The sequence below is a fragment of the Streptomyces spirodelae genome (assembly GCF_017676385.1).
Classification (GTDB): Bacteria; Actinomycetota; Actinomycetes; order Streptomycetales; family Streptomycetaceae; genus Streptomyces; species Streptomyces spirodelae.
Genome location: NZ_JAFFZN010000044.1, coordinates 1 through 13,113 on the forward strand (window position 1 = coordinate 1; position 13,113 = coordinate 13,113).

General features: G+C 71.8%; 14 protein-coding genes. 3 read left to right on the forward strand and 11 right to left on the reverse strand.

Annotated elements, in window-relative coordinates:
- Window positions 1-5: 5 nt before the first annotated feature.
- Complete coding sequence (locus JW592_RS31035; protein ID WP_229377152.1) at window positions 6-641, reverse strand: LysM peptidoglycan-binding domain-containing protein; 636 nt, start codon at window positions 639-641, stop codon at window positions 6-8.
- Between the two features lie 449 nt (window positions 642-1,090).
- On the opposite strand from JW592_RS31035, the gene JW592_RS31040 reads away from it, so the two are divergent.
- Entirely contained in the window at window positions 1,091-1,981 is an 891-nt protein-coding gene (locus JW592_RS31040; protein ID WP_504739940.1) for a DUF8842 C-terminal domain-containing protein, read from the forward strand.
- 236 nt (window positions 1,982-2,217) lie between these two features.
- A complete protein-coding gene (locus JW592_RS31045; RefSeq protein ID WP_209268612.1) occupies window positions 2,218-2,478 on the forward strand; it encodes a hypothetical protein in 261 nt (86 codons plus the stop codon).
- Between the two features lie 111 nt (window positions 2,479-2,589).
- On the opposite strand, the gene der is transcribed toward JW592_RS31045, so the two are convergent.
- The 5 genes from der to aroH all read right to left on the reverse strand — a co-directional run bounded on the left by der (window position 2,590) and on the right by aroH (window position 7,325).
- A complete protein-coding gene (der, locus tag JW592_RS31050; protein WP_209268613.1) occupies window positions 2,590-4,068 on the reverse strand; it encodes a ribosome biogenesis GTPase Der in 1,479 nt (492 codons plus the stop codon).
- Between the two features lie 77 nt (window positions 4,069-4,145).
- The gene (locus tag JW592_RS31055; RefSeq protein WP_209268614.1) at window positions 4,146-4,814 is read right to left on the reverse strand and encodes a lysophospholipid acyltransferase family protein; all 669 of its coding nucleotides are present in this window, start codon (window positions 4,812-4,814) and stop codon (window positions 4,146-4,148) included.
- Window positions 4,811-5,536 (reverse strand): (d)CMP kinase, encoded by a 726-nt coding sequence (gene cmk / locus JW592_RS31060; RefSeq protein ID WP_209268615.1) that lies wholly within the window; start codon window positions 5,534-5,536, stop codon window positions 4,811-4,813. The genes JW592_RS31055 and cmk overlap by 4 nt, the downstream gene beginning before the upstream one ends.
- Window positions 5,537-5,787: 251 nt before the next feature.
- The gene (locus tag JW592_RS31065; protein WP_209268616.1) at window positions 5,788-6,897 is read right to left on the reverse strand and encodes a prephenate dehydrogenase; all 1,110 of its coding nucleotides are present in this window, start codon (window positions 6,895-6,897) and stop codon (window positions 5,788-5,790) included.
- Between the two features lie 38 nt (window positions 6,898-6,935).
- Window positions 6,936-7,325, reverse strand: a complete 390-nt coding sequence (gene aroH / locus JW592_RS31070; RefSeq protein ID WP_209268617.1) for a chorismate mutase — start codon at window positions 7,323-7,325, stop codon at window positions 6,936-6,938.
- Between the two features lie 100 nt (window positions 7,326-7,425).
- On the opposite strand from aroH, the gene JW592_RS31075 reads away from it, so the two are divergent.
- Window positions 7,426-7,746: a DUF952 domain-containing protein gene (locus JW592_RS31075; RefSeq protein WP_209268618.1), complete on the forward strand. Its 321-nt coding sequence runs from the start codon at window positions 7,426-7,428 to the stop codon at window positions 7,744-7,746.
- A 151-nt stretch (window positions 7,747-7,897) separates the two neighbouring features.
- Here JW592_RS31075 and JW592_RS31080 read toward each other — a convergent pair whose 3' ends face one another.
- The 5 genes from JW592_RS31080 to JW592_RS31100 are packed head-to-tail and all read right to left on the reverse strand — an operon-like array spanning window position 7,898 to window position 12,763.
- Entirely contained in the window at window positions 7,898-9,199 is a 1,302-nt protein-coding gene (locus tag JW592_RS31080; protein WP_209268619.1) for a pseudouridine synthase, read from the reverse strand.
- Entirely contained in the window at window positions 9,199-9,912 is a 714-nt protein-coding gene (gene scpB / locus JW592_RS31085) for an SMC-Scp complex subunit ScpB (protein ID WP_229377153.1), read from the reverse strand. The genes JW592_RS31080 and scpB overlap by 1 nt, the downstream gene beginning before the upstream one ends.
- Window positions 9,905-10,984 carry a segregation and condensation protein A gene (locus JW592_RS31090; protein ID WP_209268620.1) on the reverse strand — a complete coding sequence of 360 codons (1,080 nt, stop codon included), beginning with the start codon at window positions 10,982-10,984 and terminating at the stop codon, window positions 9,905-9,907. The genes scpB and JW592_RS31090 overlap by 8 nt, the downstream gene beginning before the upstream one ends.
- 25 nt (window positions 10,985-11,009) lie before the next feature.
- Window positions 11,010-11,702, reverse strand: coding sequence for a hypothetical protein (locus JW592_RS31095; RefSeq protein ID WP_209268621.1), 693 nt, complete (start codon window positions 11,700-11,702; stop codon window positions 11,010-11,012).
- Window positions 11,699-12,763: a ParA family protein gene (locus tag JW592_RS31100; protein ID WP_229377154.1), complete on the reverse strand. Its 1,065-nt coding sequence runs from the start codon at window positions 12,761-12,763 to the stop codon at window positions 11,699-11,701. Before JW592_RS31100 ends, JW592_RS31095 begins: the two co-directional genes overlap by 4 nt.
- Window positions 12,764-13,113: the final 350 nt, after the last annotated feature.

A 13,113-nucleotide genomic window follows, 5' to 3' on the forward strand; every position in this document is an offset into this window, starting at 1 on the left:
ACGGCTCAGACCTTGAGCTTCTGCCCGACGAGGATCAGATCGGGGTCGCCACCGATGACGTCCTTGTTGGCGCGGTAGACGTCCTTCCAGCCCTTCCCGTGCGCTGCCGCGATCGAGCCGAGCGTGTCACCGGTCTTGACGGTGTAGTTGCCGGAACCCCCGCGTGCGGAGCCCCGGTCGGGGTGCGAGGCGGGGCGGTCGTCCGACGGGGACCCGGCCTGCGGCGCCGACTGCTGTCCGGCACCCTGCCCGGACTGCTGCGACCCGGCGGCCGGCTGGGAAGCCTGCGGCGGCGTGCCGGAGGCCCCGGCCTTGACCGAGCAGTTGGGCCAGGCGCCCCAGCCCTGAGCCTGCTGCACCTTGGTGGCGACAGCGATCTGCTGCGCCTTGCTGGCCTTGTCGGCGGTGGAGGCGTAGGCACCGCCTCCGAACGCCCGCCAGGTGCCGGCCGAGAACTGCAGGCCGCCGTAGTAGCCGTTGCCTGTGTTGGTCTGCCAGTTCCCTCCGCTCTCGCACTGGGCGATGCGGTCCCACACTCCGTCGTTCGGCGCCGCCGAGGCCGTCGGAGCCGTGGCGGCGAGCAGGGCGAGCGGGGCGGCGAGACCGGCGCCCGTGAGCACTGCTGTACGACGCTTGGACAAATCAAACCCTCTCGACGAACCCGGGAATCCCCGTTGCTCCCCCGTGTGGACGAGTGCTGGTGGACGCATCCGGCGCCCGCACTCGGCTCCACCTGTCCCGGGTGATGCTCGTTGCACCGCCGTGGAATGTAGGGAGCGTCTCGCCCGAGTTTCAACCAGAACCATGTCTTTGCAGGCCATGCGTCGGTTACCAGGTATAACAGCGGTTTTAGGACACCCCACAAATGCATATGATCCGGGCGATAGTTGACAGCCCGGCACCTCTTTTGTGAGTCACTTCACCCGTCGAACCTCCCTGCCCACGGCAGGTATTGACGGGGTGTGAACCCTTCCGTCTCCTATGTGACCGGTTGCGTACGAACAGGGGACGCGCGCAGGCGCCCGCGCGTGACCGTGACCACAGATCACCCGTTGTCCAGGCGAACCGGAACCCAACGCCAGGAGCTCCCGTGTCCCCCATGCTCGATGTCAGTGACGCCGTACGCGCCGAGATCGGTGAAGCAGAAGCCGACAGGCTGCTCGCCGGAGAGAACGACCCAGGAGACTACGACTGCACCTCGTGCCGCACCCGGGGCAACACCAACCAGGAGCGCACCAGCACCGTGCTGTTCGTCGGCGAGGAGACCGCCGTCCTCGCCTTCGCCCACGCCGCGTGCATCCCCTCCCAGGTGGTGACGGTCAGCGAGGACCAGCTCCAGGGCGCCGTGCGCTCCATCACCGCGAACGAGACCGCACCACCCGCCGCGCAGCCCGCCGCGTCACTCGCGGGGCAGCCCGCGCCGTCCGCCGCGGCAGCGCCGCCCTCCCCCGGCGTCCCGTCACCGGCAGCGCCGCCCGCCACGGCACCGTCGGAGTCCGGGGCGCGCCAGGCGGTGCTGGGCGTCACCTGCGGCCAGGTCCTCATCGACGACACACCGCACCCGGCCCTGGTCGTCGAGCCCACCGGACCCATCGCGCGCCCGGGTTCGGACGGTCCCGGCGACGACTTCCTGCCGCTGCTGATCGAGCAGGGCTTCATGCCCGTCACCGAGGTCGGGCGGCTGCCCGCGCCGGTGGCCGGCTGGTCGGTGCTGGTGGCCATGGGCCGGCTGCACGCCGTCTTCCAGCCCCCCGCGACCCCGGGCGGGCAGCCGGTCCCCTGGTGGCAGGCGCACCAGCCGCTCGCCGTCACCGAGGGCTGGCGCACGGCGGCGGCCAAGAACCACACGGTCGTGGTCTACGCCGCACCCGCCGGTTCGATCGGCCAGCAGCCCCGTGAGGACCTGATGCGGGAGGCGCTGGAGAAGGCGGCGGCGAGCGGTGCCCTGGTCGCCGGAACGATGCCGCTGACGGGTACATGAGCCGCCCGCAGCCGCCGCACCCGAACCGTGCCAGGACCCAGGGGGCGGCGGGGAACGACGCCGGCAGAAGACAGGGACAACCCGTACGATCCGGTCATTCGTCACACGAGCCCGCATCCGGGGCGCCGCACGGTCGTTGGGCAGACGTGCAGCAATACGAGCCTCTACGAGCCCACCACCCGAACCTCGGCCACGGGCGCGCGGTGTCCGCATCCGGAGCCCCGGCTGTTCCCCGGATGCGGACGCCGCACAGCGCGGCCCCGGAGGGGTCCACGCCCATCTACGACTCGCTGTACGCGGAGTACCGCAGACTCTTCCGCGCGCTGCCCGGGGACCGGACGGGCGAGGAAGAGCTGCGGTTCGAGGGGTTCGGCACGGTGCACGGTACGGGCACGGGCTCCTGGGGCGACCAGGAGACGTCTGCCGGCTCCTGGCACACCCCCTCCTGGCACCTGCCCGCGCTGCCCCCGGCCCCCCGCCACGGCCACCCGCACTGAGCCCGGCCGCGCCGCCGCGGCCGGGCGGGCGCGGGCCGGGGCGGTGCGGACAGGAGCAGCGCGGGGCGGGGGGCGTGGGCCCCCGCCACCGACGCAGCCCAGGCCCTGTGGCTACTTCTTGCGGCCGCGCTTCTCGCGCACCCGCACCGAGATCTGCACCGGCGTCCCTTCGAAGCCGAACTCCTCACGCAGCCGCCGCTCCACGAACCGGCGGTAGCCGGCCTCCAGGAAGCCGGAGGCGAACAGCACGAAGCGCGGCGGCCTGGTGCCCGCCTGGGTGCCGAAGAGGATGCGGGGCTGCTTGCCGCCGCGCACCGGGTGCGGGTGCGAGGCGACGATCTCGCCCAGGAAGGCGTTCAGCTTGCCTGTGGGAACCCGGGTCTCCCAGCTGGCCAGCGCCGTCTCGATCGCCGGCACCAGCTTCTCCACATGGCGGCCCGTACGTGCCGAGACGTTGACCCTGGGCGCCCAGCGCACCTGGACGAGCTCCTGCTCGATCTCCCGCTCCAGGTAGTAACGGCGCTCCTCGTCCAGGGTGTCCCACTTGTTGTACGCCAGCACCACGGCCCGGCCCGACTCCACGGCCATGGTGATGATGCGCAGGTCCTGCACGCTGATCGACTCGCTGACGTCGATCAGTACGACCGCGACCTCCGCCTTCTCCAGCGCGGCAGCGGTGCGCAGCGAGGCGTAGTAGTCGGCGCCCTCGGTCATGTGGACCCGCCGCCTGATGCCCGCGGTGTCGACGAACTTCCAGGTCTTGCCGCCGAGTTCGATCAGCTCGTCCACCGGGTCACGGGTGGTGCCCGCCTGCTCGTTGACGACGACGCGCTCCTCGCCCGCCACCTTGTTCAGCAGCGAGGACTTGCCGACGTTGGGGCGGCCGATCAGCGCGACCCGGCGCGGCCCGCCCAGCGGGGTGCCTCCGAAGGTCTGCTGGGGCGCGCTGGGCAGTGCCTTGAGCACCTCGTCCAACATGTCGCCCGTACCCCGGCCGTGCAGCGCCGAGACCGGGTACGGCTCGCCCAGCCCCAGCGACCACAGATACGCGGCGTCCGCCTCGCCCGAGGGGCCGTCGACCTTGTTGGCACACAGCACCACGGGCTTGCCGGCCCGGCGCAGCAGCTTGACGACGGCCTCGTCGGTGTCGGTGGCCCCCACCATGGCGTCCACCACGAACACCACGGCGTCGGCTGCCTCGACGGCGAACTCGGCCTGCGCGGCGACGGAGGCGTCGATGCCCAGCACGTCCTGCTCCCAGCCACCGGTGTCCACCACCTTGAAGCGGCGGCCCGCCCACTCGGCCTCATAGGTGACCCGGTCCCTGGTGACTCCCGGGCGGTCCTCCACCACGGCCTCACGGCGGCCGATGATCCGGTTCACCAGCGTCGACTTGCCGACATTCGGGCGGCCGACGACGGCGAGGACGGGCAGCGGCCCGTGCCCCGCCTCGCCGAGCGCGACCTCGACCTCCTCCTGGTCGAAGCCCTCCTCGGCGGCGAGCTCCATGAACTCGGCGAACTCGGCGTCACCCAGCTCACCGTGTACCGGCTCGGTGCCGTCGTCGGCGGGGTGCATCTGGTCGTTCATGACGTCTCGTCCTCGTCGTTCAGCGGGGTCTGCTTGAGCTGCTGCCGGTGCCGCGGCTCAGGTTGCGGATCTGCGGGTCAGCGGCCGGTGAACCGCCTGGCCTCGGTCAGGTGCCCGGCGAGCCGCTCCTGAAGCCGTACGGTGGCCTCGTCCAGCGCCGTCCGCGTCCGGCGCCCTGAGCCGTCGCCCACGGTGAACGGATCACCGAACACCACGTCGACCCGGCTGCGCAGCGGCGGCAGGGCCCGTATCACCCGGCCCGGGCGGTCCGCGCTGCCCAGCACCGCGACCGGGACCACGGGCGCGCCGGAGCGCAGCGCGAAGTAGGCGAGCCCACCGCGCAGCGCCGCGAAGTCGCCCTCTCCCCTGGTGCCCTCCGGGAAGATACCCAGCACCCCACCGGCCTCCAGCACCGCCAGCGCCCTGGTTATGGCGGTGCGGTCGGCGGCGCTGCGGTCCACCTCGAGCTGGCCGATACCGTGCAGGAACCTGTCGAGCGGCCCGACGAACGCCTCTTTCTTGATCAGGAAGTGCACCGGCCGGGGCGCCGTGCCCATCAGCATGGGTCCGTCGATGTTGTGCGCGTGGTTGACCGCCAGGATCACCGGACCCGTCGGCGGCACCCGCCAGGCGCCCAGCACCCTGGGCCGCCACAGCGAGTACATCAGCCCGATGCCGATCCGGCGGCCGACAGCGGCGCCGCGCTCGCTGGGCGCTCCGCCCCCGGCCGGGTCGCTCGCCGTCACCTTGTCGCCTTCTCCATGCCTGTCGCGTTCTGCGCGGACCCCGCCTTGCCCGCGGCCGCCTTCTCCACCAGGGTGACGACGCACTCGACGACCTGCTCCAGGGTCAGCTCGGTGGTGTCCACCTCGACGGCGTCGTCGGCCTTCTTCAGGGGCGAGGTCTTACGGCTGGAGTCCGCCTTGTCCCGCGCGGTCAGCGCCTGCTGGGTGGCGGCCAGGTCGCTGACGGGCTTGCCGTCGGCGGCCTTCAGCTCGCCGTTCCGGCGTGCGGCCCTGGCCTCGGGCGAAGCGGTCAGGAAGACCTTCAGGTCCGCGTCGGGCAGCACCGTGGTGCCGATGTCCCGGCCCTCGACGACGATGCCGCCGCGCGCCTCGGCAGCGATGGTCCGCTGCAGCTCGGTGATCCGCTCCCGCACCTCGGGCACCGCGCTGACGGCGCTCACCGCCGCGGTGACCTCCTGGGTACGGATCGGGCCCGAGGCGTCCACGCCGTCGGCGGAGATCGCCGGGGCCAGCGGGTCGGTGCCCGAGACGATGCTGGGCTTGCCGGCGGCGGCCGCGATCGCGTCGGGGTCGGCCACGTCCACGCCGTTGTTCAGCATCCACCAGGTGATCGCCCGGTACTGCGCGCCGGTGTCGAGGTAGCTCAGCCCCAGCTGCGCCGCGACGGCCTTGGAGGTGCTCGACTTGCCCGTGCCGGAGGGGCCGTCGATGGCGACAATCACCGAAGACGCTGAAGACGCTGCCGGGGTTGCAGACACGGTTGTGAGCACCTTTCGTGGGTCTGAGGCTCGGCGCACGCGGCGCACGGACGGACGGGGACCGGTCCTGGTCCCCGTGCAGGACGGGCCTGGGTCCTCGCACAAGGCTACCGGCTGCCATGGACGCGCCGGGCCGCGCGTCCGGGCCGCTGCCCTGACATGCGGGGCACTGCTTCCACTGCGGGGCCACTGCCCTCACCGCCGGGGCACTGCCCTCACTGCCGGAGGGACCAGCCCCGTTCCCGCAGCACCTGCTCCAGCACCGGTACCGCGCCCGGCTCCACCATCAGCTGCATACGGCCGGCCTGCTGTCCGGTCGCGTGCTCGATACGGACGTCCTCGATGTTGACGCCCACGGACCCGGCGTCGGCGAAGATCCTGGCGAGCTGCCCGGGACGGTCGCTGATCAGCACCGTCACCGTCTCGTACGTGGCCGGCGCCTGGCCGTGCTTGCCCGGCACCCGGGCCCGCCCCGCGTTGCCACGGCGCAGCAGCGCCTCGACGTCAGCGGCGCCACCGGCCCGCTTGGCCTCGTCGGCCGAGTCCAGCTCGCGCAGCGCCCGGACCGCCGCCTGGAGATCCGTGGCCACCTCGGCCAGGATGTCGGCCACCGGGCCCGGGTTGGCGGACAGGATGTCCACCCACATCGCCGGGTCGGACCCCGCGACCCTGGTGACGTCCCGGATGCCCTGGCCGCACAGCCGCACATCCGTCTCGGCGGCCTCCTCCAGCCGCGCGGCCACCAGGGAGGAGAGCAGCTGCGGAGTGTGCGAGACCAGCGCAACAGCCCGGTCGTGCGCGTCGGCGTCCATCACCACCGGCACAGCGCCGCACAGCGCGATCAGCTCCAGCGCGAGGTTGAGCACCTCCGTGTCGGTGCCCGGCGCCGTGTCCGTGCCCTGGGTGGGGGTGAGTACCCACGGCCGCCCCTCGAACAGGTCGGCCGTCGCCGCGAGCGGCCCCGACTGCTCACGGCCCGACATCGGGTGGCTGCCCAGGTAGGTCGTCAGATCGCCGCCCAGCTCGACCAGCTCCCGCCGCGGACCGCCCTTGACGCTGCCCACATCGATCACCCCGCGGGCCAGCCCCCGCCGCTGTACGTCGGCCACGGCCGACGCCAGGTGAGCGGGGGGTACGGCCACGATCGCCAGGTCGACGGGGGAGCCCGGCGCCGGCTCCCCCTCCGTCCCGGCGCCCAGCGCGGCGGCCGTCCGGGCCCGCTCCGGGTCCCGGTCGCTGAGGTGCACCTTCACTCCCCGCGCGGAGAGGGCCAGCGCGGCCGAGGTGCCGATGAGTCCCGTGCCGAGCACGAGGGCGGTGCGCATTGCCGGGGGATGTCCTTACGCGTTGCTGAGGGATGTCCCTACTGAGCGATGTCCTTGCGGAGTGCCGCGGCCGCCCCGAGGTAGACGTGAGAGATCTCCGACCTGGGCAGCGTGGTCTCCGTGTGAGCCAGGATACGGACCACGCGGGGCATCGCACCCTCGACCTCCAGCTCCTGCGCGCAGATCAGGGGCACGTCCACGAGGCCCAGCTTGCGGGCCGCGGCCGCCGGGAAGTCGCTGTGCAGGTCCGGGGTGGCGGTGAACCAGATGCTGATGAGGTCCTCGGCGGAGAGGTTGTTCCGTTCCAGCACCGTGGTCAGCAGCTCGCCCACCCGTTCGGCCATGTGTTCGGCCTCGTCCCGGTCGAGCTGGACGGCACCGCGCACCGCACGTACCGCCCGTTTGGAACCTGTGGCATGTTCGGACACCGCCGCTCCTCCCCTGGACCGGTACCTGGCCGGGTCAGGCTAGATACGCCCACGCGCGGATGTCCGGGCTGCCCGCCCACTGAGACGGTACAAGTGAAGCATGCTCTTCCACGTGGTCCCGCTCGACGACTGGTTGCTCGCCCCGGACCGCCCTTACGCGCCGCGCGCGCTGGCCGAGGACGGGTTCATTCCGTGTACGGACGACGAGGCACGGGCGCTTGCCGTCGCCGATTCCCATTTCCGGGATGCCGTCGGTCCTGTGATGGCACTCATGATCGACGAGCGGCGCCTGGACGCACGGGTGTACTGGGAGCCGGAGCCGCGCATTCGTGGGCGGGTGAACCGGTCCGCGGTGGCTGGGATGCTGGAGGTTCGGCGCGATGCGGAAGGGAGGGCCGTCGAGTTGGCCCTCTGGTCCTGAGACCCCTTCCATTGGTGCCCCCGCTTGTGGACGCACGCCCCGTTTGTTGCTTCGGCTGCCGCCGACAGGTCGTGTCGGGGGGGGACCCGGGGGGTTGGGGGGCGAAAGCCCCCCAACGTGGAAGAGGGTCAGAGAGCTGAGCCCTCAGCCATCAGAGGTCGACCTCTTTCATGAGCATGCCGACTTCGGTGTTGGTGAGGCGCCGGAGCCATCCGGACTTCTGGTCACCAAGGGCGATGGGCCCGAAACGGGTCCGCACCAGCTTGTCCACCGGAAAACCCGCCTCGGCCAGCATGCGCCGCACAATGTGCTTGCGGCCCTCGTGGAGGGAAACCTCCACGAGGTAGTTCTTGCCGGTGTTCTCGACGACCTTGAAGTGGTCGGCCCGCGCATAGCCGTCGTCCAGCCGGATACCGGCCTTCAGCTGCTTGCCCAGGTCCCGGGGCAGGGGGCCCTGGATCGCGGCAAGGTAGGTCTTGGTGACGCCGTAGCGGGGGTGGGTGAGGCGGTGGGCCAGCTCACCGTGGTTGGTGAGCAGGATGATCCCCTCCGTCTCGGTGTCGAGGCGGCCCACGTGGAAGAGCCGGGTCTCCCGGTTCTGTACGTAGTCGCCCAGGCACTGGCGGCCCTCGGGGTCCTCCATGGAGGCGACGACCCCGGCGGGCTTGTTGAGGGCGAAGAAGATGTAGGACTGGGTCGCGATGGTCAGCCCGTCGACCTTGATCTCGTCCTTGGCGGGGTCGACGCGCAGGCCCTGCTCGCGGACGATCTCGCCGTTGACCTCGACCCTGGCCTGCTCGACGAGCTCCTCGCAGGCGCGCCGAGAGCCCATGCCCGCGCGGGCCAGCACCTTCTGCAGGCGCTCGCCCTCCTGCTCGCCGAAGGTCTTGGGGAGCTTGACCGGGGGCTTGCTGTGGCGGGCCCGGTTGCGCTCCTCGATCTTGGCCTCGTACTCGCGGGGGCGCGCGGGCGCGGAGACCTTGCGGGCGCGTGCCTTGGGTGCGCCGCTCTTGGTCACGTCCTTGCGGACGTTGCTCTTGGCGCCGCCGGGCTTGCCGCCGGTGCCCTTCGGGGCACCGGGCCGGGGACCGCCGGCCTTCGGGGCACCGGCCTTGGGAGCGCCGGGCTTGCCTGCCGGCTTTCCGCTCGCGGGCTTTCCGCTCGCGGGCTTTCCGCTCGCGGGCTTTCCGCTCGCGGGCTTTCCGCCGCCGGGCTGGCCGCCGCCCTGGGTGTAGCGGCGCTCCTCGGGGCGGAGCGGCCGGGAGCCCGAGGACTGCTGCCGCCCTCGCTGCCCGCCGCCCTGGCCCCGCTCGCCGCGGGGCGCGCCCTGGCCTCGGGGGGCGCCCTGACCGCGCTGGCCGCCTTGCCCGGGCCGGCCCCCCTGGCCGGCGCGTCCCGCGCCGCCCTGCTTGCCGCCTCGGTTTCCGCCGGTGTTCCTGCCGCTGCTTCGCATCAATGTTCCGTCTGGGAGTCGGGGGAAGGATCGTCTACGTCGAACGACGGCATACCTTCCTGGGTCTCCCCCTCCACGGCCTCCGCTTCCGGAAGGAAGGGCGCCAGCTCCGGAAGCTCGTCCAGGCCGCGCAGGCCCATCCGCTCCAGAAAGTAATGCGTCGTCCTGTAAAGGATCGCACCTGTTTCGGGTTCCGTGCCCGCCTCCTCCAGCAGACCCCGCTGGAGGAGGGTGCGCATCACGCCGTCGCAGTTCACTCCGCGTACGGCGGAGACCCTGGAGCGGCTGACCGGCTGCCGGTAGGCGACGACGGCGAGCGTCTCCAGCGCGGCCTGGGTCAGCCGGGCCTGCTGCCCGTCGAGGACGAAGCGCTCGACCGCGTCCGCGTAGTCACCGCGTGTGTAGAAGCGCCAACCGCCCGCGACCAGGCGCAGTTCGAAGCCGCGGCCCTGTGTGGTGTATTCGTCGGCGAGCTCACGCAGCGCGTCGGAGACCTCACGGGGGCGCCGCTGGAGGACCTTGGCCAGGTGCTCGGGGGTGGCGGGCTCGTCCACGACCATCAGGACGGCCTCCAGCGCGGGCTTGAGCGGCAGCTGTGCGGCCTCCAGGGCTCCGGCGGGCTCCGGGTCCGCCTGGTCGCGGGCAGCCTCGGCGACGGCTTCCTGCACCTCGTAGCTCTCGGACCTCTCGTCGGTCCGGGTGGTCTCAGTCATCCTTGCGCTCCCCTGGCTCCTGGTCGAACTCGTCGGTCACCAGCGGCTCGGTGTCCGCCGTGCCGCTCCATCTGACGAGGAGCGCGCCCAGCGCCTCGTCCTGCTCCAGCGCGACCGCCCGCTCCCGGTACAGCTCCAGCAGCGCGAGGAAGCGCGCGACCACGGTGAGGGTGTCGGGGGCGTCCTCGGTCAGCTCCTGGAAGCTGGCCTCACCCCGCTCCCGCAGCCGGGCGACGACCACTTCGGCCTGTTCGCGGACGCTGACGAGCGGAGCGTGGATGTGCTCGACGTACACCTGCGGTCTGGGCTTGGGCCGCATCGCCTTGACGGCCAGCTTGGCGAACCCCTCGGGGCCGACGCTGAGCGCCACTTCGGGCAGCAGCTCCGCGTGGTGCGGTTCCAGGCCCACGGTACGGGGGTGGCGCCGGGCCTCCTCGTCCAGCCGGGCAGCGAAGATGCCGGCGATCTCCTTGTAGGCGCGGTACTGGAGGAGCCGTGCGAAGAGCAGGTCCCTGGCCTCCAGCAGTGCCAGGTCCGCCTCGTCCTCCACCTCGGCCTGGGGCAGCAGCCGCGCGGCCTTGAGGTCGAGCAGGGTTGCTGCGACGACGAGGAACTCGGTGGTCTGGTCGAGATCCCACTCCGGGCCCATGGCCCGGATGTGGGCCATGAACTCGTCCGTGACCTTGGAGAGGGCGACTTCGGTGACGTCCAGCTTGTGCTTGGAGATCAGCTGGAGCAACAGGTCGAAGGGGCCCTCGAAGTTGTCGAGCACGACCCGGAAGCGGCCGTCGTCGGGCTCGTCCTCGCGCTCCTTCGCCGGTTCCTCGGGCACCGGATGGGCGGCGGCCTGTTCCGGTTCGGCCGCAGGCTCATCCGGCTGGGCGGCGGCCTGTTCCGGTTCGGCCGCCGGCTGTTCCGGCACGGGGGCCGGGACGGCCGGTGGGGGTGCCTGGGCAGGTGCGGCGGGCGCCGCTGCCAGGGGCTCCGGTTCCGACTCGTACGCCGCTCCGGGCCCCCGCCCCAGCGGTCGGCGGGAGCCCCGGCTGCGGAGTGCGTCGTCAGGAGTGGGCATCGCAGGCAGCGTACTGGCAAGCAGGTCAGCGCCCGCGCAACCGCCGTACGAGAATGCTCGCGTCTCCTCGCGATTCGAGATCGGCCAGCACGACGGCGACGGCCTCGCGCACGATCCGGCCGCGGTCGACGGCGAGTCCGTGTTCGCCGCGCAGCACGAGCCGGGCGTGCTCGAGGTCCATCAGCTCCTCGGCCGAGACATAAACCGTGATCTTCTCGTCGTGCCGTTCGCGTCCGCTGGGGCGGCGGGCAGCCCGGCCGCGGCGGGAGGCGGCAGGTGCCGGCGCTGCGGAGGACGAGGCGGCCGACGCCGAAGCGCCTGTCGCCTGGCGGCCCTTGGCCGCACCACCGCGTCGGCCGGCCCGTTCGGCCGGTGCGGGAACGGCCTGTTGGGGCGGAGCGGCGGCGCGCTGCTCGTCCGTCTTGGCTCCGCCACGCGTCCCGCGGACAGTACGACGGCCGCCGCTCACCGGCTCACCGCCGAGTTCACCGGTCTCGGCCGCCACCGCCTGTCCGTCCGTGCCGGCCTCCGGATCAGGCTCGGAGGCGGGAGCGGGCACCTTGGGTCCCGGGGACGGCGCGGCCGGCGCCGGGCCCGGCTGCGGGGTCTCCCCGTTGGTCTGGCCGGCCTGTGCGGACGGCTCCTGTTGCGGCGCCGAGGGCTGTACGGCGGCACCGCCGGTCGTACGGAACAATTCGTCGGCTGCCGGGAGACTCACTCGGCGTGGCACCGGGCGAGCACCTCCCTGGCGAGCTGGCGATAGGCGGCGGCACCGACGGAGTTGGAGGCGTAGGTGGTGATCGGCTCGCCCGCGACGGTGGTCTCGGGGAAGCGGACGGTGCGCCCGATGACGGTGTGGTAGACGTTGTCGTCGAACGCCTCCACGACCCGGGCGAGCACCTCGCGGCTGTGCACGGTCCGCGAGTCGTACATCGTCGCCAGAATGCCGTCCAGCTCCAGTTCGGGGTTGAGCCGCTCCTGCACCTTCTCGATCGTCTCGGTGAGCAGCGCGACGCCGCGCAGCGCGAAGAACTCGCACTCCAGCGGCACGATCACCTTGTGCGCCGCGGTGAGCGCGTTGACGGTGAGCAGGCCGAGCGAGGGCTGGCAGTCGATGACGATGAAGTCGTAGTCGTTGAGCAGCGGGCCCAGCGCGCGCTGGAGTGTCGACTCCCGGGCCACCTCGCTGACGAGCTGCACCTCGGCTGCCGACAGGTCGATATTGCTGGGCAGCAGGTCCATCCCGGCCACCGCGGTCTTCAGCAGCACCTCGTCGGGTGCCAGGCCGCGCTCCATCAGGAGGTTGTAGACCGTCAGGTCCAGCTCCATGGGGTTGACACCGAGGCCGACCGAGAGCGCGCCCTGCGGGTCGAAGTCGACGAGCAGTACACGGCGTCCGTATTCGGCGAGGGCCGCTCCCAGATTGATGGTCGACGTCGTCTTGCCGACGCCGCCCTTCTGGTTGCACATCGCGATGATCTTGGCCGGGCCGTGTTCGTTCACCGGGCCCGGGATCGGGAAGTACGGCAGCGGGCGCCCGGTGGGGCCGATGCGCTCACGGCGCTGGCGCGCGGCGTCGGGTGCGAGCGTGGCCGCGTACTCCGGATCGGGTTCGTACTCCGCGTCCGGGTCGTAGAAGTGACCCTCGGGCAGTTCGCCGTAGTTGGGGTCGTAGTGCGGGTCACTGTAGTCGGCGAAACGCTCGGCGGACTGACCGTTCGCAGCGTCGCCGGCCGTGGCGTTCACGTGTTGGCCGTCCGTGCTCTGGTTGGCTGTCATGGTGGGCGTCGGGTTCTGGTGGGCTGCGAAGGTGCGGACAGCAACGGAGCCGACACCCTCGGGTCCTGTGGGACCTGAGGACCCCTGGCCTCGTACAGGCGCTCCTGGTTGACCACCCCCGGGAGAAAATGTCGACTCGTTCACAAGTCGTCGTACCTCCAATGGTGACCAGGAAATTTCTCGACTAGTCAGCGTGACACCATGCCGACGGTTGGCGACTCTATGGCGTGTCGGCGGTCCGCAGCAACACAATCCGCCTCAGACGGCCCGATGTGTCGGTATGCGAGCCCCCCGATGTCAAGAGGCTCCCGGGTGACGTGCGGGTGGTTTCCCGGGTGGGCAAAAAGGTC